Origin of the sequence: Pseudomonas sp. LA5, from assembly GCF_028640825.1 — a bacterium.
Lineage (GTDB): Bacteria > Pseudomonadota > Gammaproteobacteria > Pseudomonadales > Pseudomonadaceae > Chryseomonas > Chryseomonas aestiva.
The window spans coordinates 91,830-112,282 of sequence record NZ_JAQYZY010000037.1 but is presented as its reverse complement, the minus strand read 5'-3'; the positions used below and the strand labels follow the sequence as shown (position 1 = coordinate 112,282).

20 protein-coding genes are annotated in these 20,453 nt (G+C 68.8%); 1 reads left to right on the top strand and 19 read right to left on the bottom strand.

The window, feature by feature from the left end; translation table 11 throughout:
• Positions 1–5: 5 nt before the first annotated feature.
• The 18 genes from madM to PVZ72_RS12460 all read right to left on the bottom strand — a co-directional run bounded on the left by madM (position 6) and on the right by PVZ72_RS12460 (position 18,903).
• Complete coding sequence (gene madM, locus PVZ72_RS12545) at positions 6–773, bottom strand: malonate transporter subunit MadM (protein ID WP_187981361.1); 768 nt, start codon at positions 771–773, stop codon at positions 6–8.
• An 8-nt stretch (positions 774–781) separates the two neighbouring features.
• Positions 782–1,186: a malonate transporter subunit MadL gene (gene madL, locus PVZ72_RS12540; protein WP_187979432.1), complete on the bottom strand. Its 405-nt coding sequence runs from the start codon at positions 1,184–1,186 to the stop codon at positions 782–784.
• Between the two features lie 117 nt (positions 1,187–1,303).
• On the bottom strand, positions 1,304–2,239 hold the full coding sequence (gene mdcH / locus PVZ72_RS12535) for a malonate decarboxylase subunit epsilon (RefSeq protein WP_273862060.1): 936 nt from the start codon (positions 2,237–2,239) through the stop codon (positions 1,304–1,306).
• Entirely contained in the window at positions 2,236–2,883 is a 648-nt protein-coding gene (locus PVZ72_RS12530; protein WP_273862334.1) for a malonate decarboxylase holo-ACP synthase, read from the bottom strand. The genes mdcH and PVZ72_RS12530 overlap by 4 nt, the downstream gene beginning before the upstream one ends.
• 33 nt (positions 2,884–2,916) lie before the next feature.
• Positions 2,917–3,732 (bottom strand): biotin-independent malonate decarboxylase subunit gamma, encoded by an 816-nt coding sequence (mdcE, locus tag PVZ72_RS12525; RefSeq protein ID WP_273862059.1) that lies wholly within the window; start codon positions 3,730–3,732, stop codon positions 2,917–2,919.
• Positions 3,729–4,595 (bottom strand): biotin-independent malonate decarboxylase subunit beta, encoded by an 867-nt coding sequence (locus PVZ72_RS12520; protein ID WP_273862058.1) that lies wholly within the window; start codon positions 4,593–4,595, stop codon positions 3,729–3,731. The genes mdcE and PVZ72_RS12520 overlap by 4 nt, the downstream gene beginning before the upstream one ends.
• Positions 4,588–4,902, bottom strand: a complete 315-nt coding sequence (locus PVZ72_RS12515) for a malonate decarboxylase subunit delta (RefSeq protein ID WP_133860715.1) — start codon at positions 4,900–4,902, stop codon at positions 4,588–4,590. Before PVZ72_RS12515 ends, PVZ72_RS12520 begins: the two co-directional genes overlap by 8 nt.
• Complete coding sequence (locus PVZ72_RS12510; protein ID WP_273862057.1) at positions 4,902–5,759, bottom strand: triphosphoribosyl-dephospho-CoA synthase; 858 nt, start codon at positions 5,757–5,759, stop codon at positions 4,902–4,904. Before PVZ72_RS12510 ends, PVZ72_RS12515 begins: the two co-directional genes overlap by 1 nt.
• Positions 5,759–7,435 carry a malonate decarboxylase subunit alpha gene (mdcA, locus tag PVZ72_RS12505; protein ID WP_158896446.1) on the bottom strand — a complete coding sequence of 559 codons (1,677 nt, stop codon included), beginning with the start codon at positions 7,433–7,435 and terminating at the stop codon, positions 5,759–5,761. Before mdcA ends, PVZ72_RS12510 begins: the two co-directional genes overlap by 1 nt.
• Before the next feature lie 129 nt (positions 7,436–7,564).
• Positions 7,565–8,275, bottom strand: coding sequence for a YfdX family protein (locus PVZ72_RS12500; protein ID WP_273862056.1), 711 nt, complete (start codon positions 8,273–8,275; stop codon positions 7,565–7,567).
• A 205-nt stretch (positions 8,276–8,480) separates the two neighbouring features.
• Positions 8,481–9,839 (bottom strand): glucarate dehydratase, encoded by a 1,359-nt coding sequence (gudD, locus tag PVZ72_RS12495; protein WP_273862055.1) that lies wholly within the window; start codon positions 9,837–9,839, stop codon positions 8,481–8,483.
• A gap of 18 nt (positions 9,840–9,857) precedes the next feature.
• Positions 9,858–11,213, bottom strand: coding sequence for an MFS transporter (locus tag PVZ72_RS12490; protein ID WP_133860710.1), 1,356 nt, complete (start codon positions 11,211–11,213; stop codon positions 9,858–9,860).
• A gap of 148 nt (positions 11,214–11,361) precedes the next feature.
• Positions 11,362–12,396 (bottom strand): LacI family DNA-binding transcriptional regulator, encoded by a 1,035-nt coding sequence (locus tag PVZ72_RS12485; RefSeq protein WP_273862054.1) that lies wholly within the window; start codon positions 12,394–12,396, stop codon positions 11,362–11,364.
• 79 nt (positions 12,397–12,475) lie between these two features.
• Positions 12,476–13,390 (bottom strand): hydroxymethylglutaryl-CoA lyase, encoded by a 915-nt coding sequence (locus tag PVZ72_RS12480; protein ID WP_187979423.1) that lies wholly within the window; start codon positions 13,388–13,390, stop codon positions 12,476–12,478.
• Positions 13,387–15,321: an acetyl-CoA carboxylase biotin carboxylase subunit gene (locus PVZ72_RS12475; RefSeq protein ID WP_273862053.1), complete on the bottom strand. Its 1,935-nt coding sequence runs from the start codon at positions 15,319–15,321 to the stop codon at positions 13,387–13,389. The genes PVZ72_RS12480 and PVZ72_RS12475 overlap by 4 nt, the downstream gene beginning before the upstream one ends.
• The gene (locus PVZ72_RS12470; RefSeq protein ID WP_187979421.1) at positions 15,318–16,118 is read right to left on the bottom strand and encodes an enoyl-CoA hydratase-related protein; all 801 of its coding nucleotides are present in this window, start codon (positions 16,116–16,118) and stop codon (positions 15,318–15,320) included. The genes PVZ72_RS12475 and PVZ72_RS12470 overlap by 4 nt, the downstream gene beginning before the upstream one ends.
• A 3-nt stretch (positions 16,119–16,121) precedes the next feature.
• On the bottom strand, positions 16,122–17,729 hold the full coding sequence (locus tag PVZ72_RS12465; RefSeq protein WP_273862052.1) for a carboxyl transferase domain-containing protein: 1,608 nt from the start codon (positions 17,727–17,729) through the stop codon (positions 16,122–16,124).
• Positions 17,730–17,739: 10 nt separating this feature from the next.
• Positions 17,740–18,903 (bottom strand): isovaleryl-CoA dehydrogenase, encoded by a 1,164-nt coding sequence (locus PVZ72_RS12460; protein ID WP_187979419.1) that lies wholly within the window; start codon positions 18,901–18,903, stop codon positions 17,740–17,742.
• A gap of 367 nt (positions 18,904–19,270) precedes the next feature.
• On the opposite strand from PVZ72_RS12460, the gene PVZ72_RS12455 reads away from it, so the two are divergent.
• On the top strand, positions 19,271–20,179 hold the full coding sequence (locus PVZ72_RS12455; protein WP_273862051.1) for a LysR family transcriptional regulator: 909 nt from the start codon (positions 19,271–19,273) through the stop codon (positions 20,177–20,179).
• Between the two features lie 20 nt (positions 20,180–20,199).
• Here the strand turns inward: PVZ72_RS12455 and PVZ72_RS12450 are convergent, their stop codons facing one another.
• Positions 20,200–20,424, bottom strand: a complete 225-nt coding sequence (locus PVZ72_RS12450) for a DUF2188 domain-containing protein (RefSeq protein WP_273862050.1) — start codon at positions 20,422–20,424, stop codon at positions 20,200–20,202.
• Positions 20,425–20,453: the final 29 nt, after the last annotated feature.

Genomic DNA, 20,453 nt, shown 5'->3' with positions numbered 1-20,453 from the left:
GCGTCTCAACCGCCGACGACGGCGCGGGTCGCCAGGAACAGCAGCGAAGGGCCGAGCAGACATCCCAGGGCCGTGTAGAAGGCCGCCGTCAGGCAACCATAGGGCACCAGGCGCGGATCGGTGGCGGCGAGGCCTCCGGCCACGCCGCTGGAGGTGCCCATCAGGCCGCCAAAGATCACCGCCGTGCGCGGATTGTTAAGGCCGATGTAGGGCGCCAGGAAGGGCGTGGCGATCATCACCACGATGGACTTCACCAGGCCGGCGGCGATGGACAGCGCCATGACGTCGGAGCTGGCGCCGATGGCCGCGCCGGTGACCGGACCGACGATGTAGGTCACCGCGCCCGCGCCGATGGTGGTGAGGCTCACGGCGTCGGTGTAGCCAAAGGCCAGGGCGATGGCGACGCCAGCGATGAAGGAAGAGAACACCCCCATCAGCAGGGCGATGACTCCGGCGATGCCCGCTTCGCGCAGCTCGCGCATGTTGACGCCAAAGGCCGTCGCGGCGATGGCGAAGTCGCGCAGCATGGCGCCGCCGAGCAGGCCCAGGCCGCCCAGCAGCGGCAGGTCGACCAGGCCCTTCTGGCCACCGCTGACGACCCCGCCGACATAGGCGAGCAGCAGGCCGAGAAAGATGGCGATGGCCGAGCCGTGCAGGCGACCGCGGGTGAGTTTGTCGGAGAGCCAGTAGGAAACCCACATGATGACGCCGATCACGGCGAAGGAGGCGATCAAACCGTAGGACTGGGTGGTCTTGCTCAGGGCTTCGATCAGCATGGCGGTCACCGTGCGGTCTGGCTAAGGGAAGCGGGGGTGGCAGTGGCCGGCTTCTTGCGACCCAGGCGATCGAGCACCGGCACCAGGGCGAAGGCGATACCCACTGCCGTCAGGCCGGCGAGGATGGCCATGGGGCCGCTGTGCAGGGCTCCCACCACGTTCTGCTGCGCCGCCATGGCGACCACGATGGGGATGTAGATGGCACTCCAGAACTCCACGCCCTGTTCGGTCTTGGGCTTGAGGCCGGTGCCGCGATTGCTGATCCAGCTGCTGAAGAAGATCAGCAGCAACATGGCGATGCCGACACCGCCGACGTTGGCGGGCACGCCGATGAGCCGGCCCAGGACTTCGCCGGCGAAGATGCCGGCCAGGGTGCAGAGGGAAAGTAAAGCGACACCGTAGATGATCATTGTTGTTGTCCTCGGTTGTGCTTGGGGGTGGGGTGAAGCCTGGCCGCTGCTCGCGCTTTTACCCCCTCTCCCGCGGGGAGAGGGCGGGGGTGAGGGCAGCCGCCGTATGGGGAATGTTCAGTCCGGTCGCGCCGCCTCCTCGCGCCGCAGCGCGTCCAGGGTTTCGGGGTGGGTATCCTGCCAGGCCAGTACGCCGCTGGCGGGCAGTACGCGCCTGGCCAGTTGGCTGAGCACGCTGCCCGGCGCCAGCTCGATGGCCAGGCGCACGCCGCGCTCGCGGGCGGCTTCCAGGGTGGCGTGCCATTCGATGGTCCGCGCCATGTTGAAGGCCAGGTCGTCGCGCAACTGCTCGGCACGCACCAGCCGTCTTGCCGAGGTACCGCTCAGATAGGCCAGCCGGGGCGCGCGTAGCTCGACCTCGGCAAAGGCCTTATTCAGAGTCTGGGCGGCTTCGGCGAGGAGCGGGCAGTGGGACGGCACGCTCATGGCCAGGCGCTTGGCCGCTGCGGCACCCTGGGCGCGCGCGGCTTCGGCCAGCGCGGCCAGGCCGGCATCGCTGCCCGCGACCACGTATTGCTGCTCGGCATTGGCATTGGCCAGGTACAGCGGCGCGGCAGGGCGATGGTGGTCAGCGACCAGGCTCTCCACCGCGCCACGCCCCAGGCCCAGGATCGCCAGCATGCCGTAGCCGGACGGGTAGGCCGCCTGCATCAATTCGCCGCGACGGGCCACCAGGCGCAGCGCATCGGCGAAGTCCAGGGCCTCGGCCACCACCGCGGCGGCATAGGCTCCGATGGACAAGCCCGCCACCAGCTGTGGCGCCGGTCCGCGGCTCAGCAGCAGGCGCGCCGTGGCGACGCCGGCGATCAGCAGGCAGAGCTGCACGGCGCGGGTATGTTCCAGGGCCTGGACGGAGTCCAGGTTCAAGGGATCGAGGTCCAGCACCGCGGCGGCTTCCGCCAACGTCCGCCGGACCTCGGCGTCGTCGGGCAGGGCATGCAGCATGCCGGAACGCTGGGCACCCTGGCCGGGAAACTGGAAGAGGGTACTCATGCGGCGCGTGCCTCTGGCCAGGGATCGCCTACCAGCTGGGGACCGGCAGCGGTCTTGAGCAGCACCCTGGGCGCGTTCGCCGCCCAATCCGCCAGGGCCACGCCGCCGAGCGGGGTCTCCAGCAGGATGTCCAGGCGACAGAGCGCCTGTGTTTGCAGGGACGCCAGCAGGGCCCGCGCCTGCTCGCGTGGCAGCGGGGCTGCGCAACGGATCAGCAGATCCAGATCGCTCCCCGCATGCAGGGCTGGCCAGCCAGAGGCCAGTTCGTAGCCCGCGGCGCCGGTGGGGCCCCAGGGCAGGCCCAGGTCATCCAGCCGGGTTTGTAAGCGGCCAAGGGTGTCGAAGACGGGCAGATCGCGGCAGCCGTTCGTGATCCGCAGCGCCTCGGGAGACCGCCGCTGCAGCACGACAGCAGGCTCCAGCCAGGCCGCCAGCCGCTCGGCGCGGGTGGTGCCGCGCAGGCCGACCGGGATGCGGCCGGGCTCAGGTGTCGCGCGGCGGACGACGACGGGCAGGCCGGTTTGGGCGACCTGGTGGGCCCAACTGGGGGCGCGCGCGGGCAGGGCGTCCGGGGTGAGGCCCCAGAGGAGGTCGTGGGGCCGGTGTTGGGCTTNCCTGAGCCTCGCAGGTTGGGTTGAGCGCAGCGAAGCCCAACGATCCCGCCATCCGCCCGCCCATCACGCGCTCCATCCCGCCCGCAGGCGTTCACGTACTGCGCGAGAGGCCGCGCGGTTGGCGCCGTCCAGCCGGAGTTTGAGATCGGTGGTACCGCTGGCGAGCACATCGGCCTGGGCCTCGGCCAGGGCCTGGCGTACCTGCTGCAGATCTGCGGTCGAGGGCTGGTCGGGCTGGGCCACTTCCAGCTGCCGCCAGAGCAGGCCCAGGGAGGCATAGCTGTCCAGGTCGTAGGCCATGGGGGGGATGTCCGCCGCCAGGCGTTCCAGCTCCTCGACACTGCGCAGGGTGACCCGCGCGGCCGAGGCCTTGCCCATGGCATGCACCTGCACCTGGGGATCGCGCAGGGCCAGCAGGCGATTGGCCTGGTAGCCATGGGCGAGAAAGCCGCCGGACATGGCCTTGCCCACCAGCAGGCCCAGTACCGGGTGGCCGGCCAGGCGCGCCTCGGCGTAGGCCCCGGCGGCCCCGGCCAGGGCCTGGTGGATGCCATAGGCTTCCTCGCGACGACCGTAGGCCTGGCTGGGCACGTCCACCAGGGCGATCAGGGTGCGTTTCACCTGGGCGCCAGCATCCTCGGCGATGGCCTGCTGAATGGCTCGGGCCAGGCCCCAACCCTCCAGCAGACCGACCTCGCCCTGGCGGGCCCGGGGAAAGGGATTCTCGGCATCCGCTACCACCGCCAGCCAGCGCGCGGGGCGTCCGGCCAGTTCGAGGTCGGCGACGCGCAGGGAGGCGGGTAGGCCGGCGACGGCCTCACCCTGGCCGGCCAGGGCCTGGAACCAGGTCAGGCCGCGTTGCGAAGGCTGGGTGCTCATGGCTGGTCTCCGGCATAGAGGTGGCGGACCGCGGCGGCGTCCGCCTGGGGACGGGTGTCGAGATCCTCGAGGCGCGTCAGGTAGTGTTCGGCTTGCTGGCTGCGGTAGGCGTCGGCAGCGCCCTGGGTAAAGCTCTGGCGGATGGCGGCAGTCACGGCGGCGCTGTCGTCGGCGACGAAGATATCGGCCAGGCCCGTGGCGACCCGCTGTTCGCCGCCGGTCAGACTCCAGATGAAGGGGCGGTCGCGGGAATCGTATTCCTCGATGCCGGCTTCCTGTTCGATCACCTGGGGCCCATTGAGTCCCAGGCGGGCCTCGCGGGTGACGATCAGCTGACTGCACAGACCCGCGGCGATGGACATGCCCCCAAAGCAGCCGACGCTGCCAGCGATGACGCCAATGACCGGCTGGTGCGCGCGCAAGGCGACGATGCCCGCCTGGATCTCGGCGATGGCGGCCAGCCCCAGATTGGCTTCCTGCAGGCGCACGCCGCCGGTTTCCAGCAGCAGCACGGCGCGGGTCGGGGTGCCAGCGAGATTGTCTTCCAGCGCCAGCTCCAGGGCACCGGCGATCTTGGCGCCGCCCACTTCGCCCATGCTGCCACCCTGGAAGGCGCCCTCGATGGCGCAGACCACCGCGGGCTGGCCGTCGATCAGCCCCTTGGCCACCAACACGCCGTCATCGGCCTGGCAGACGATGCCCTGCTTGGGCAGCCACGGCGACATCAGCCGTTCGAAGGGACCGACCAGCTCGCGAAAGCTGCCGGCATCGAGTACCACACGGGCCCGCTCGCGGGCGCCGAGTTCGACGAAGCTGCGGCTGTGCAGCAGCTCCTGGACATCGGGAAGGGTGGCTTCAGCCATGGGTGCTGTCCTCCAGGTCGAGGGTTTCCAGACCCTGCTCCAGGCGCAGGCGCACCACGCCCGGGGTGGCGCCGAAGTCATGGATGTCGAGGGTCAGGGCCGGCAGGTCCTCACGGGTGGCGAACAGCCGGTCGAAGAGGGCACGCCAGCGCGGTTCGCTGCCGTTGACCGAGGTGGTCACCTTGAGGGTGAAGTCGGCGTTGGCGGGTTCGAGGAGGACTTCCAGGTCCCCCGAGCCGACGCAGCCCACCAGGGCACGGCCCTGGCGGCGCTGGCTGGCCGGATAGCGGCAGGTGAAGTGTTCCATCAGAGGTCTCCAGGGAGCCATGGCTCCAGGCGATCGACGAGAAGGGTAGCGGCCAAGAGATCGGCGGCGCCGCCGGGAGAGGCGTTGGCGGCCAGCAACTGGCGATCCAGGGTCAGCAGCTGGCGCCGCCCGGCGAGACTGGCGCTGCCCCCGGCCTGCAGCACGGCGCGGGCGCCCTGCTGCATGGTGGTGAGGGCCGCCGGGCCGCCCCGGTGCAGCACGCAGGTATCGTCCAGCGCGGTCATGATGGCCAGGAGCGCATCCAGGCGAGCGTTCTGTTCGCCCGCACCGGCCTGGCGGCTGGCGCGCAACTGCGGCAGACCGCGCTGGTGGATGGCAGGAAAGCCCGCGGCGGCCTCGGCCCGGGCGCCGCCGACGCCATAGCGCTGGGCGACGCGCTGGCCATGGCTGGGCGCTGCCTGGGGCACGTCCGGATCGGGCAGGCTGGCCAGGCGCCCGGCCGCCAGGCACAGCGCCTGGGTGGAAGTCGGACGTTCATGCACGGTCGCCGTCACCAGCAGCCCCAGCGCCCAGATGGCGCCGCGGTGAGTGTTGACCCCGTGGGTGACCTGCAGCATGGCGGCTTCGCCGTCACGCCCCAGTTGGCCGATCAGGCGGCGCAGTTCGGCGGCGGGCAGCCCTCGCTCTGCGGCTTCGGCCATGGCCTGGAAGCAGGGCTGCAGGGCCTGGGCCGAGGTCAGCATCAGGCCAAGGCTGAGATCACCGTGGGCGCCCTGGCCGCGGCGATCCACCAGGGCCGGCTTGGGCGAGAGTTCGGCTTCGTCCACCAGGGCGGATACGGCCCACTCGGCCAGGCGCTCGGCGGGCGATGAGGTACGGCGGGCGAGGGCGCGCATCACCAGCTCCTGAACTTGGCCGGGGGTTGATAGAGGCCGCCGGACCATTCCACCAGCTCGCCGATGCTCTTGGCGGCGAGCAGCTCGCGACTGGCATCGGTGCGGCGGATGCCGAGGTCCTCGGGCAGGGCCACCAGGCCTTCCTGGCGCAGGCGGCGGGCCTCGGCCGGATCGCTGCGCAGGCCGATGGCGGTGACCCCGGCCACGGCGGCGATCATCGCCCGGCGCTCTTCCAGGGAGCGGGCGCGGTAGAGATAGGCGATGCCTTCCTCGGTGAGCAGGTGGGTGACGTCGTCGCCATAGACCATGATGGGCGCCAGCGGCATGCCGCTCTTGCGCGCCACCTCCACGGCGTCCAGGGTGTCGACGAAGGTGGGCTTGCCGCCTTCCTGGAAGGTCTCGACCATCTGCACCACCAGCTTCCTGCCGCGTTCGAGCAGGGCCGGTGCGCCGTCGCCGGTCTGCTGCCGCATGTCCAGCCAGGCCGGGGTGGGGTGACGCCGACCGTGCGGATCATGGCCCATGTTCGGCGCGCCACCGAAGCCGGCTAGGCGCCCCCGCGTCACGGTGGAGGAATGGCCGTCGCCATCCACCTGCAGGGTGGCGCCGATGAACAGGTCCACGGCGTACTGACCGGCCAGCTGGCAGAGCAGCCGGTTGGAGCGGAGCGAGCCATCGCGACCGGTGAAGAAGACGTCCGGGCGCTGGGCGATATAGCCCTCCATGCCCAGTTCGGTGCCGAAGCAGTGCACGCTTTCCACCCAGCCGCTCTCGATGGCCGGGATCAGCGTGGGGTGGGGATTGAGCGTCCAGTGCCGGCAGATCTTGCCCTTGAGGCCCAGGCGCTCGCCGTAGGTGGGCAGGATCAGCTCGATGGCCGCGGTGTTGAAGCCGATGCCATGGTTGAGCGACTGCACCTGGTGGCGTTCATAGATGCCGCGGATCGCCATCATCGCCATCAGCACGTGCACCGGCTTGATGTGGCGCGGATCGCGGGTGAACAGCGGCTCGATATAGAAGGGCCGATCGGCCACCACCACGAAATCCACCCAGTCCGCCGGAATGTCGACTCGCGGCAGTTCGGACACGTCGTCCACCAGCTGGTTGACCTGGACGATGACGATGCCGTCGCTGAAGGCCGCCGGCTCAATCAGCGCCGGGCTGTCCTCGGTGCTGGGGCCGGTGTAGATGTTGCCGGCGCGATCGGCCATGAAGCCGGCGCTGAGTACCACCTTGGGAATTAGGTCCACCAGCAGCCGGGCATAGAGTTCGATGTAGGTGTGGATGGCGCCGACTTCGAGCAGCCCGTCCTCCAGCAGCTGGCTGATCCTCAGGCTCTGGGTGCCGGCAAAGGAGAAGTCCAGCTTGCGGGCGATGCCGCGCTCGAACAGGTCCAGGTGCTCGGCGCGACCGACGCTGGGCATGATCATGTGCAGGTCGTGCAGCCGGGCCGGATCGACCTGGGCGAGGCTGCGGGAGAGGAAGTCGGCCTGCTTCTGGTTGTTGCCTTCCAGCACCACCCGGTCGCCGGGGGCCAGCAGCTGTTCCAGGGCCGCGACGATGGAGGCGGTGGGCAGCACCTTGCCATCGGCCAGCGTGGCCACCCGGTCCAGGCGCTGCTGCTTGTCGCTGCGGCGCCTGGCGATCCGAGCCGGTGGGGAGGATGTCGTTGTCATTGGGGTCTCCACGAATCACCTGTCGTGGAGTCACCCTAGACCTCGACTGCCGGGCGTTCAATCAACCTGAGGACGGAATCGTTACGCTGAAGTTAACGATTCCGTGGGCCTCAGGAGCCTGCGCCAGGCTCAGGTTTTGTCGACCGGGGTGAAGACCGTGGTGGTCCTGGAGAACCAGCTGGTGGGAGTCACGTCGACATTGGCGTTGTCGAATCTCAGGCTGTTCTGCACCTGCTTGAGCGTGAGGTTCGCCTGCCAGTATTGCTCGTGGCCCAGCTCCTGGTTGGCCCGATGCACCAAGTCCAGGGTTTCCTGGGCCGGCAGTACCGCGGTGGAGTAGTCGACGTCGACGCCGGCCACCTTGAGGATCGCGCCAGCGCCCTGGGTGTCACCCTGCTGGATCTTCTCGTTGGCCTGGGCCACGGCCTGATTCTTGGCCGGGGTGGCGACATAGTCGTCACGCAGCGCCATACCGCTCCAGATCGGCAGCCAGGACGTGGCCTTGGCGTCCTGCGCGGAGACCTGCATGAGTTTGCCGTCCTGACCCCGCAGGTCCTTGGCCGACTTGAGATAGGCGGTCTTGTCGGTCTGGGCCGTTTGCAGGGCGCTCTCGGCGGCACCCAGCTGCTGCTTGGCCTGATCGACGTGACCTTCGAAGAGATCCTGGCGCGCGGCGATCACGTCCCTGAAGGCCGATTGGCCCTGCTGGGATATCGCCGGCAGGGTGGCGACCTGCTGGGTGGCGACATCGGGTCGGGTGTCGGCCAGGGCGGCGGTGGAAAACACCGAGGCGATGGTCAGGACGAGAAGGCTCTTGGCGATACGACGATTGAGGTTCATGTGCTTCTCCCGGATACGAAAGTGACTGGAACCGCGGGGTATCGGGCGGGGCTGCGAGATACCTTGGGGTTAGTGTCGATCCGGTGAGCTTAACGATCGCTTAGCAGGCTATCGGTAGGTGTAATCCGATGTGTCGGACGCTGAAACGGAAGCAGCGCCCGCCCCGGAGATTCCGGAGCGGGCGCTGCTGGCGGGCTGGGGCGTCTCAGCGAACCAGGCAGGGCTTCTTGTTATCGAAGGTCCAGTTGGGCGAGAGGAATTGCATGGCCATGGCGTCGTCCCGCGCGCCCAGGCCCTTGGTCTTGTACAGCTCGTGGGCGCGGGCGAGGGCGTCCAGATCCAGCTCCACGCCAAGGCCACCCTGCTGCGGCACCGCGACCAGGCCGCCCTTGATCTCCAGCGGCTGGCGGGTGAGGCGTTGACCATCCTGCCAGATCCAGTGGGTGTCGATGGCGGTGATCTTGCCCGGCGCCGCGGCGGCGACATGGGTGAACATGGCCAGGGAGATGTCGAAGTGGTTGTTGGAATGCGAACCCCAGGTCAGGCCCCAGTCGTTGCACATCTGCGCCACCCGCACCGAGCCCTGCATGGTCCAGAAGTGCGGATCGGCCAGGGGGATGTCCACCGATTGCAGCTGGATGGCGTGACCCATCTGGCGCCAGTCGGTGGCGATCATGTTGGTGGCGGTGGGCAGGCCGGTGGCGCGGCGGAATTCGGCCATCACCTCGCGTCCGGAATAGCCGTTCTCGGCGCCACAGGGGTCCTCGGCGTAGGCCAGCACCTGGTGCTGGTCGCGGCACAGGCGGATGGCTTCCTTGAGCGACCAGGCGCCATTGGGGTCCAGGGTCACGCGCGCCTCCGGGAAGCGCTCGGCCAGGGCGGTGACCGCCTCGATCTCGGCATCGCCACTGAGCACGCCACCCTTGAGCTTGAAGTCCTTGAAGCCGTAGCGGTCATAGGCGGCCTCGGCCAGGCGCACCACGGTCTCCGGGCTCAGGGCCTCTTCGTTGCGCACGCGGAACCAGGCGTCGTCGCTGTCGGCTTCGCTGCGGTAGTCCAGCGTGGTCTTGTTGCGGTCGCCGACATAGAACAGGTAGCCAAGCATCTCCACGGCATCGCGCTGCTGGCCTTCGCCGAGCAGGGCGGCTACCGGAACCTCCAGGTGCTGACCGAGCAGGTCGAGCAGGGCGGCTTCGATGGCGGTCACCGCATGGATGGTGACGCGCAGGTCGAAGGTCTGCAGGCCACGACCGCTGGCATCACGCCCGGCGAAGGCCTGGCGGACCTGGCCGAGGATGCGCTGGTACTGGCCCAGTGGCTGGCCGATCAGGAACTGGCGGGCGTCTTCCAGCGTCTGGCGGATGGTCTCGCCGCCGGGCACCTCGCCGACGCCGGTGCGACCGGCGTTGTCCTTGAGGATCAGCACGTTGCGGGTGAAGTAGGGACCGTGGGCGCCGCTGAGGTTGAGCAGCATGCTGTCCTGGCCGGCGACGGGCAAGACTTCCAGCGAGGTGACCACCGGGGTGCCGGTGTGCAGGGCAGGCGTGGCGTTGAATTGCGTCATGGTCGGGCTCCTTGGTGATCAGCGAGGGGTTTCAGCGGCGAGCGGGGCTTCGGCGGGCGGCGTGGGCACACCGCGCAACTCGACACGCTTGATCTCGCCGACGACGAACAGGTAACTGATGGCCGCCACCAGGGCGTTGGCACCGACGAACACCAGGGCCATCTTGAACGAGCCGGTGGCGGCGATGATGTAGCCGATGATGATCGGGGTGGTGATGGAGGACAGGTTGCCGATGGTGTTGAACAGGCCACCGGAGAGGCCGGCGATCTGCTTGGGCGAGGTGTCGGAAACCACCGCCCAGCCCAGGGCGCCGATGCCCTTGCCGAAGAAGGCCATGGCCATGAAGCCCACCACCATCCAGTCGGCGTCGACGTAGTTGCAGAGGATCATGCTCATCGACAGCAGCATGCCGGCGACGATGGGGGTCTTGCGCGCCACGCTCAGGCTGCTGCCGCGGCGCAGCAGGTAGTCGGAGATGACCCCGCCGAGCACGCCGCCGATGAAGCCGCAGATGGCCGGCAGGGAGGCGATGATGCCGGCCTTGAGGATGGTCATGCCGCGTTCCTGCACCAGGTAGACGGGGAACCAGGTGAGGAAGAAGTAGGTGAGGGCGTTGATGCAGAACTGGCCCAGGTAGATGCCGGCCATCATGCGATTGGTCAGCAGCTGGCCGATGTAGCTCCACTTCGGGCCTTCGCTCTTCTTGCCGGGAGTGTCCAGGTCGACCAGGCCGCCGTTGCTGGCGATGTAGTCGATCTCGGCGGCATTGGCGCGGGGATGTTCGCGGGGGCTGTAGATCACCGCCAGCCAGACCGCCGAGAAGGCGATACCCAGGGCGCCCATCACCACGAAGACGTGCTGCCAGCCGAAGTGGTAGACGATCCAGCCCATCAGCGGCGCGAACAGCACGGTGGCGAAGTACTGCGCCGAGTTGAAGATCGCCGAGGCGGTGCCGCGCTCCTTGGTGGGGAACCAGGCGGCGACGATGCGGGCGTTGCCGGGGAAGGAGGGTGCTTCGGCCAGGCCGACCATGAATCTCAGGGCGAACAGCAGGAATACCGCGGTGCCGATGCCGAATTCACCGATGTAGCCTTGCAGCATGGTGAACACCGACCAGGTGAAGATGCTCGCCGCATAGACCTTCTTCGAACCGAAGCGATCGAGCAGCCAGCCGCCGGGGATCTGGCCGAGCACATAGGCCCAACCGAAGGCGGAGAAGATGAAGCCGAGAGAGACGGCACTGATGCCGAGGTCTTTTTGCAGGGCGGAGCCGGCGATGGAAATGGTGGCGCGGTCGGCGTAGTTGATCGTGGTCACGACGAACAGCATGAACAGGATCAGATAGCGGACGCGCGTCTGCTTGGTTTCGTGCATGGAGAGCTCCCACTGGTTTGTTTTTGTGTGCGGGCTGACATCGTGTAGCGGGCTTATGTTGTAAGTCGTCTGACAACGATAGCGCTATCATTAAACAGATAACGTTATCATTCAACCGCTAAATCTGTGGCCGCGTGCAAAAAATCCGCTAGGAGCTCTGCCGCTCGATCAGGGCGAAACCGGTATCGAGACTCACCGCGGTCTGCTCGCCCGCGAGACGGTCGAGCAGCGCCTGGGCGACCCGCTGGCCCATGGCGTCGGCATTGACGCTGACCGTGGACAGCGCCGGGGTAGCGAAGCGGCCATTGGTGGTGTCGCCGAAGCCGACCACCGCCAGTTGCGCGGGAATGCGCAGGCCGCGGCTGCTGGCCTCGGCGACCACGCCCAGGGCCAGGGTGTCGGAGCTGCACAGCACCAGCTCCGGCGGCTCGGGGCGTTCCAGCAGGCGCGCCAGGCCGATCCGGCCGACTTCCCAGGTGGCGGGCAGCGGCAGCACCTCCATGGGCAGTTCGGGGATGCCCAGCGCCACCAGGCGGGCCTGCAGGGCCAGGTTGCGGCGCATGGCGCGGGGATCGTCCACCGAGATCACCCCGAAGCGGCGATAGCCACGGGCGACGAAGTGCTCCGCCAGGGCGACGCCGACCTGCTCGTGGGAAAAGCCCACCTGCATGTCCAGGGCCTCGGCGCTCAGGTCCCAGGCTTCCACCACCGGGATGTTCAGCGCCGCCAGCCGTGCGCGACTGGCTGGGGTGTGCAGGGTGCCGGTGAGGACGATGCCATCGGGGCGGCGGCCAAGGATGGCTTCCAGCAATTCCTCTTCCTTTTCCGGCGAATAGCCGGTGGGACCGATCAGCGCCTGGTAGCCCGCCTCGGTGAGGCGATCCATGATCGCCTGCACCACGGTGGCGTAGATGGAATTGGCGATGGTGGGCAGGAGGATGGCCACCAGCCGGCTCTTGCTGGAGGCGAGGCTGCCCGCCAGCAGATTGGGCACGTAGCCCAGCTCCTTGACCACGGCCAGGACATGCTCGCGGGTGGCGGCGCTCACCAGGCTCGGTCGGTGCAGGGCCCGGGACACGGTAATGGGCGACACCCCGGCGGCGAGGGCGACCTCGCGCACGGTGAGGGGCAGCTCGGTGGTGCCATCGAGCTGGGCGAGTTCGCGTCGGGACTTCCTGGCCAAAGCGGGTCCTTGGGTGAGAGAGGCCGCCATTATGGGAGCAAGCCCCGGCGGTTGCCATGGGCGCTCGCCAGCGCCCCTGCTAGTCGACCGCTCGCGCCGCCCGGGCGCGGCCGACCCGCGACTGATTGGATCGACCCAGCAGGGCGGAGACGTCCTGCCCGGCCTCGACCAGTCTGGCGAGGTCGACGCCGGTCGCCAGGCCCAGGCCATCCAGCAGATAGACCAGGTCCTCGCTGGCGACATTGCCGCTGGCGCCCCGGGCATAGGGACAGCCGCCCAGCCCGGCGACGGAGCTGTCGAACACCGCGATGCCTTCGAGCAGGCTGGCGTAGACGTTGGCCAGGGCCTGGCCATAGGTGTCGTGGAAATGCCCGGCCAGGCGGCCGAGCGGCACCTCCCGACCGACTCGCTGCCAGAGCGCCCGGGTGCGGCCCGGGGTGCCGACGCCGATGGTATCGCCCAGGGAGACCTCGGCGCAGCCCAGCTCCAGCAGCTCGCGGGTCACGCTGGCCACCTGGTCCGGGGCGATCGCGCCGTCGTAGGGGCAGCCCAGCACACAGGACACATAGCCGCGGACCCGGATGCCCGCCGCCCGCGCGCCCTCGACCACGGGCACGAAGCGCGCCAGGCTCTCGGCGATGGAGCAATTGATGTTGCGCTGGGAGAAGCCTTCCGAGGCAGCAGCGAAGACGGCGATCTCATCCACTCCCGTCGCCAGGGCGGCCTCGAAACCCTGCATATTGGGCACCAGCACCGAACGGACCACGCCCGGCGGCCGCCCGAGTCCCGCCAGTACCTCGGCGGTCCCGGCCATCTGCGGCACCCAGCGGGGCGAGACGAAGCTGCCCACCTCCAGATGCTGCACGCCGCTAGCGATCAGCGCCTTGCACAGCTGGATGCGCTCGGCGACGTCCAGCGCCTGGGGTTCGTTCTGCAGGCCATCGCGTGGCCCGACCTCGACCACCCGCACCCGGGACGGCAGGCCCTCGCTCATGGTGCGGCCTCCTCCAGTTCCACCAGGGCAGTGCCCTCGGCCACCAGTTCGCCAGGGCTGCAGAACAGCGCGGCCACGACGCCCGCACGGGGCGCGCGGATGCTGTGCTCCATCTTCATCGCCTCCAGTATCACCAGCGGGGTACCGGCTTCCACGGTGTCGCCGACGGCCACCGGTACGGCGACCACGCTGGCGTTCATCGGTGCCGTGAGTCCGCCTGCATCGGCCTGGCGCTTGACCTCGGCCAGCGGATCGGCCCAGGTGACGGCTTCGAGGCGGTTCTGCCACTCCATAAACAGCGTTTGCCCACGGCGATGGAGGTGTGTGCTCTGACGGATGCCCTCGGCCTGCCAGTGGAGGCGATCACCATTCAGCTCGACCGCCGCCGAACCGGGCAGGGCGACGGCGCGCACCTCTCCGCGACAGGCCAGGCGTAGCGAGACAAGTGATGGCCCACCCAGGCGCCAGCCCTGGCGGGAAGCCCAGGGTGACGTCGAATCGGCATGGGCCGGCAGCGTTGCCAGCCAGGCCTGGGCCGCCAATGTCCAGAAGGCGTCGGTCAGCTCTCCGGGTGCGGGCAGCAAGGCATCCCGGTGACGCTCGATGAAGCCGGTGTCCAGCTCGGCCGCGGCAAAGGCCGGATGGGCGAGCAGGCGCTGCAGGAAGGCGAGGTTGGTGGCGAAACCGCCCACCGCGGTGTCGTCGAGCATGGCCAGCAAGCGCTTGCGCGCCTGTTCGCGGTTGTCGCCCCAGGCGATCAGCTTGGCCAGCATGGGATCGTAGAAGGGCGACACCTCGTCGCCTTCCTCCACGCCGCTGTCCACCCGCCGCCCCGGACCGGCCGCCGGCTCGCGATAGAGCTGCAGGGTGCCCGAGGCCGGCAGGAAGCCCTGGTCGGTGTCCTCGGCATAGAGCCGTACCTCGATGGCATGGCCGTGCAGCGGCACCTGGGCCTGGGTGAGGGGCAGGGGCTCGCCAGCGGCCACGCGCAGCTGCCAGGCCACCAGGTCCAGACCGGTGATGGCCTCGGTGACCGGGTGCTCCACCTGCAACCGGGTATTCATCTCCATGAAGAAGAAGTCGCCGCGGGCGTCGAGCAGGAATTCCACGGTGCCGGCGCCGACGTAGCCGATGGCCTGGGCCGCCTGCACCGCCGCCTCGCCCATAGCCCGGCGCAACGCGGGCGTAAGACCCGGCGCGGGGGCTTCCTCGATCACCTTCTGGTGACGGCGCTGGATGGAACAGTCGCGTTCGTTGAGATAGAGGCAGTGGCCGTGCCCGTCGGCGAAGACCTGGATCTCCACGTGGCGCGGTTGCAGCACGTATTTCTCCACCAGCATCCGCGCATCGCCAAAGGCGGCGCGCGCTTCGCGCTGGGCCGAGGCGAGGCCTTCGGCCAGGTCGGCTTCGCGCTCGACGATCTTCATGCCCTTGCCGCCGCCGCCGGCGGTGGCCTTGAGCAGCACCGGATAGCCGATGCGCGCCGCGGCGTCGCGAAAGCTGGCCAGGGACTGGTCCTCGCCGTGATACCCCGGCACCAGGGGCACTCCGGCGTCGGTCATCAGCGCCTTGGCCGCGGACTTGCTGCCCATGGCGCGGATCGCTGCCGCGGGTGGCCCGACGAAGACCAGCCCGGCCGCGGCCACCGCCTCGGCGAAGGCGGCGTTCTCGGAGAGAAAGCCGTAGCCGGGATGGATCGCCTGGGCGCCGGTGGTCAGGGCAGCGGCGATGATGCGCTCGCCCAGCAGATAGCTGTCGGCCGGCTTGGTCCCGCCCAGGTCCACCGCCTGGTCGGCCTGGCGCACGTGACGGGCGCCAGCATCGATGGCGCTGTGCACGGCGACGGTGCCCAGGCCGAGGGCCTTGGCGGTGCGCATCACCCGACAGGCGATCTCGCCGCGGTTGGCGACCAGCAGACGGTCGAAGGTCATGGCGAGTTCTCCTGCCAGGCGGGGCGACGTTTTTCCAGGAAGGCCTGCAGGCCTTCCTGGGCTTCGGGGGTGACGCGCACGGCGGCGATCAGGCTCTCGGTGAACGAGCGCACCTGGGCGCTGGGTGTGCCTTCGCCAGCGCCGTCCAGCAGCCGCTTGCAGGCGCGCAATGCCTGGGGGCCGTTGTCCAGCAGCCGGGCGATCCAGGCCTCGACCAGTGCCTCCAGGTCGGCGGCCGCGGCGGTCTCGGCCACCAGGCCCAGCTCGGCGGCGCGTTCGCCGGAGAAGCGCTCGGCGCCGAGCATGTAGCGCCGCGCTGCCCGCTCGCCCAGGGCGCGGATCACGAAGGGGCCGATGACCGCCGGCACTAGGCCGATGCGCACCTCCGACAGGCAGAAGGTAGCGTCACTGGCGGCCAGGGCCAGGTCGCAGCAGCTGACCAGGCCCACGGCGCCGCCAAAGGCCGCGCCTTGGACCACCGCCAGGGTGGGCAGCGGCAGGGCCTGCAGGCGATACATCACCTCGGCCAGCCGCTCGCTGTCGGCGCGGTTGGCGGCGGCGTCCAGATTGGCCGAGGCCTGCATCCAGGCCAGGTCGGCGCCGGCGCAGAAGTGCCGCCCGCGGCCGCGCAGGAGCAGGAAGCGCAGTTCCTGATCGCTGGCGATCTCGGCCAGCACGGTGCCCAGCTCGGCGATCAGCTGCGCATCCAGGGCATTGTGGCGATCCGGACGGTCGAGCCAGAGGGTGGCGAAGCCGCGCGGATCGCGGATCAGTTCCAGGGTGTGGAAGTCAGTCATGGCCTACATCCGGAAGATGCCGAAGGTCGTCGGCTCGAGCGGGGCGTTGAGACTGGCCGACAGGGCCAGGGCGAGGACCTCGCGGGTCTGGGCCGGGTCGATCACCCCGTCATCCCACAACCGCGCGCTGGAGTAATGGGCATGGGCCTGGCGCTCGTACTGCTCGACGATGGGGCCCTTGATGCGCGCCGCCTCTTCGTCGTCGAAGACCTCGCCGGCACGTTCGGCCTGCTTGCGCTTGACCTGCACCAGCACCCCGGCCGCCTGCTCGGCGCCCATCACGCCGATACGCGCGTTGGGCCACATCCACAGGAAGCGTGGATCGTAGGCGCGACCGCACATGCCGTAGTTGCCGGCGCCAAAGCTGCCGCCGATGATCACGGTGAACTTGGGCACCCGGGCGCAGGCCACCGCGGTAACCAGCTTGGCGCCGTGCTTGGCGATGCCGCCTTCTTCATATTTCTTGCCGACCATGAAGCCGGTGATGTTCTGCAGGAACAGCAGCGGGATGCGTCTCTGGCAGGCCAGTTCGATGAAGTGCGCGCCTTTCTGCGCCGATTCGGCGAAGAGGATGCCGTTGTTGCCGAGGATGGCCACCGGATGGCCGTGCAGATGAGCGAAGCCGCAGACCAGGGTGGTACCGAATTGCGCCTTGAATTCATCGAAGACGCTGCCGTCCACCAGCCGCGCGATCACCTCGCGCACCTCCAGCGGCTGCTTGGGATCGACCGGGACCAGGCCTTGCAGCTCCTCGGCCGGATACAGCGGTGCGCTGGGCGTCTTCAGTTGCAGCTCGCCCAGCTTGCGCCAGTTGAGGTTGGCGATGCAGCGCCGCGCCAGGGCCAGGGCATGGCCGTCGTTCTCGGCGTAGTGATCGGCCACGCCGGAGGTACGGCAGTGGACATCGGCGCCGCCCAGTTCCTCGGCGCTGACCACCTCGCCGGTGGCGGCCTTCACCAGTGGCGGGCCGGCGAGAAAGATGGTGGCCTGCTGGCGCACCATGATGGTCTCGTCGCTCATGGCCGGCACATAGGCGCCGCCGGCGGTGCAGGAGCCCATGACCACGGCGATCTGCGGGATACCCTGGGCGCTCATGGTCGCCTGGTTGAAGAAGATCCGCCCGAAGTGCTCCCGGTCGGGGAAGACGTCTTCCTGGCGGGGCAGGTTGGCGCCGCCGGAATCCACCAGATAAAGGCAGGGCAGGCGATTCTGCAGGGCGATGGCCTGGGCGCGCAGGTGCTTCTTCACCGTCAGCGGATAGTAGGAGCCGCCTTTCACGGTGGCGTCGTTGGCGATGATCATGCACTCGACGCCCTCGATGCGGCCGATGCCGGCCACCACCCCGGCGGCCGGTACCTCTTCCTCGTAGACGTCGAGGGCGGCCAGGGCGCCGATCTCCAGGAAGGGCGAGCCCGGGTCCAGCAGGAGATCGATGCGCTGGCGGGGCAGCAGCTTGCCGCGCGCGGTATGGCGCGCCTGGGCCTTGGCACCGCCGCCTTCGCGGATGCGCGCCAGCAATTGGTCGAGCCGGGCCAGCTGCGCGGCCATGGCGGCGGCGTTGCGCTGGTAGTCCGGGGTGCGCCGGTTCAGCGTGGAGGTCAGCACGGTCATTAAGGCGTCCTCACCGGGTTTCGTTGAACAGCTCGCGGCCGATCAGCATGCGGCGAATCTCGCTGGTGCCGGCGCCGATCTCGTAGAGCTTGGCGTCGCGCAGCAGGCGGCCGGTGGGGTATTCGTTGATATAGCCGTTGCCACCCAGGATCTGGATGGCTTCCAGCGCCATCTGGGTAGCCTTCTCGGCGGTATAGAGGATCACCCCGGCAGCGTCCTTGCGGGTGGTCTCGCCGCGGTCGCAGGCCTGAGCCACCGCATAGAGATAGGCGCGGCTGGCGGCGAGGCCGGTGTAGAGGTCGGCCACCTTGCCCTGGATCAGCTGGAATTCGCCGATGCTCTGGCCGAATTGCTTGCGGTCATGGACGTAGGGCAGGACCACGTCCAGGCAGGCCTGCATGATGCCCACCGGGCCGCCGGCGAGGACCACGCGCTCGTAGTCCAGGCCGCTCATCAGCACCCTGACCCCGCCATTGACCTGGCCCAGCACGTTTTCCTCCGGCACCTCCACGTCGTCGAAGAACAGCTCGCAGGTGTTGGAGCCGCGCATGCCCAGCTTGTCGAACTTGCTGCCGCGGCTGAAACCGGTCCAGTCACGCTCGACGATGAAGGCGGTGATGCCATGGGCAGCCTTCTCCGGCTCGGTCTTGGCATAGATGACATAGGTGTGGGCATCGGGCCCGTTGGTGATCCAGGTCTTGCTGCCGTTGAGCACGAAGCGATCGCCGCGGCGGTCGGCGCGCAGCTTCATGGAGACCACGTCCGAGCCGGCATTGGGTTCGCTCATGGCCAGGGCGCCAATGTGCTCGCCGCTGACCAGCCGGGGCAGGTAGCGCGCCTTCTGCTCGGCGCTGCCGTTGCGGTGGATCTGGTTGACACAGAGATTGGAGTGAGCGCCATAGGACAGGGCGACCGAGGCGGAGCCGCGGCTGATCTCCTCCATGGCCACCGCATGGGCCAGATAGCCGAGCCCTGCGCCGCCGTATTCCTCGCCCACGGTGATGCCGAGCAAGCCCAGGTCACCAAAGGTGCGCCACAGGTCCATGGGAAAGCTGTTGCTGGCATCGATCTCGCCCGCGCGAGGCGCTACCTCGCGGGCGACCAGGGTGCGCACCTGATCGCGCAGCAGATCGAGGGTCTCGCCCAGGGCGAAGTTGAGACTCGGGTAGCTCATGGGGTCACCTGTTGTTGGGATTGTCGGGTGAGAGCGGTCGGCCGATCGGGCGCGCATGGGGCGGCCACCCGGTACGGCGCGGAGCTGAAAGAAACAGGACGGGGCAGCGCTGATGGCCAGGCGCGGGCGTGGCGCGCAGGTGGACGCTGGAAAACCGTCGGGCAGGGCGGCCGACGGCAGGACAAGGGTGCGCACGGAGCGCGGCTGCGGAACGTGGGCGCGAGGGCGCGCATGGTCCGTCCTCCTGTTCATTATTCTTGTCATGGCGACCGCGAGAGGAAGGCGGCGCGCCTGTGCCTCTGAGTCTAGGAGAGGAAATGCGCTATCGTGAAACGATAAAAATAGAATCCAGGTATTGGAAAATCAGATGGCAGTGCTCAAGGACATTTCGATGCGGCAGCTGCGCTACTTCGTCGCCGCCGCCGAGAACAGCCAGTTTTCCCTGGCCGCCAGCGCGGTCAACGTCAGCCAGTCGGCGGTCACCACGGCGGTCAGCCAGCTGGAGGCGCTGCTCGCCGTGCGGCTATTCGAGCGCCTGCCCCACGGCGTCAAGCTCACGGCCGAGGGGCATCAGTTCTATCACCATGCCCGGCACATCCTCGATACCCTGCAGGACGCCGTCAGCCAGCCGCTGTTCCAGAGCCATGCCCTGACCGGCCAGGCGCGCGTCGGCGCCTCCTATGCGGTGCTCGGCTACTACCTGCCGACCCTGCTGGCGCGCTTCAAGCGCAGCTATCCGCAGATCGACATCGACCTGCGCGACATGGACCGGCCCAGCATCGAGGCCGGCATCACCGATGGCACCCTGGAGCTGGGCCTCACCGTCATCTCCAACGTCGACGCCACCCAGCCCTTCGAGCGCCACCTGCTGATGCGCTCGCCGCGCCAGCTCTGGCTGCCCAGCGCCCATCCGCTGCTGGCAGCGGAGCGCGTCACCCTGGCCGACATCGCTCTCTATCCCTACATCCTCGCCACGGTGGACGAAGGGGAGACCTCGACCCTGCGCTACTGGCACGCGGCGGGTCTTGCGCCCAACGTGGTGTTCAAGACTTCGTCCATGGAGTCCCTGCGCGGCCTGGTCGCCCATGGCTTCGGCGTGACCATCCTCTCCGACATGCTCTATCGCGGCTGGTCGCTGGAAGGCCGCAAGCTGGAAGCCCGGCCGGTGGCCGATGCCATCCCGCCCATGGAGCTGGGGCTGATCTGGAGTCCCGAAGACCGCCTTGGGGCCGGTGCCCAGGCGTTTCGCCAGTTCCTGGTGTCGGCGGCGGGGTAGTGGGGCGAGGCGCGCCGGCCTCAGCCCTTGGAGCGTGCCGGATCCGCACTGCGTGGATAGGTGCGCTCTTCCTCGATGCGGCCATCCGCGGTGTGGATCTTGACGCTGCCAGTCTTGCCATCCAGGTATTGCGCTGCCTGGTGAACGAGGGCGTCCTTGGTCGACGCCTTGAGCAGGGCACGATCGCCATGTTCCTCTTTGAATTCCCAGCCGGTGTCGGTGGGTAGGATGTGGTAGTTCTGCATCTGGTCTCCCTGGGGCCGCTGGCCCGCGC